Raw genomic sequence first — 611 nt, forward strand, 5'->3', positions numbered from 1 at the left:
TTCAACATGTATCTTCGGCCCCTAAAGGGAAAGCGCCTTTCTTTGAGGAAGGCAGTGTTGGTGTGGAGATTCATCCCGACGTCATCTCAATATGTCCTGACGCCGAGATCATTCAAAAACAGCACGCTGACAGTTTTTATCAAACGAACCTCGAACAAGCACTAGAACGGAGCGGCGTAGATGAATTGTTGATCTGCGGAATGATGACGCAAAATTGCGTGACACATACGGCAATTTCAAAAGCAGCGGAAAAATACAACGTTTCCATCATTGAAGATTGTTGTACGACGACCGATCAAATGATTCATAACATTGCTTTAAGTGCGGTATCTATTCGAGTACCTCTATTGGCTTCTTCCGACGTGCTTTTAAAATAAAGGCCCAACAGAAAAGTTAAACCAGTATTATTTGCCCGTTAGCTCTCATACCAATCGAACTTAGGCAGTTATGGTGTCAGCATCCATAGCTGCCCAAATTCAAATCATCGATCTTATTTAGCTTAGCAGTGAGAAATTGCGTTCTCCTTCCCTATCGGCGCTCTATCCGAAATCACCTTACCATCTTTGATGGTGATGATGCGTTTAGTGCGCTCTGCCAGAGCGTTATCGTGA

Annotated in this window: 1 protein-coding gene and 1 pseudogene; one reads left to right on the forward strand and one right to left on the reverse strand. The window is 43.7% G+C overall.

Annotation, left to right across the window (positions count from 1 at the left end; genetic code table 11):
- Positions 1-377: isochorismatase family protein (locus tag R7Q48_RS28770; protein ID WP_318133752.1), on the forward strand; the 377-nt coding region annotated here is incomplete at its 5' end.
- A gap of 122 nt (positions 378-499) precedes the next feature.
- Here the strand turns inward: R7Q48_RS28770 and R7Q48_RS28775 are convergent.
- Positions 500-611, reverse strand: a pseudogene (locus R7Q48_RS28775) (macrolide ABC transporter ATP-binding protein); the annotation flags it as partial.

The organism is Vibrio sp. 378 (assembly GCF_033339435.1).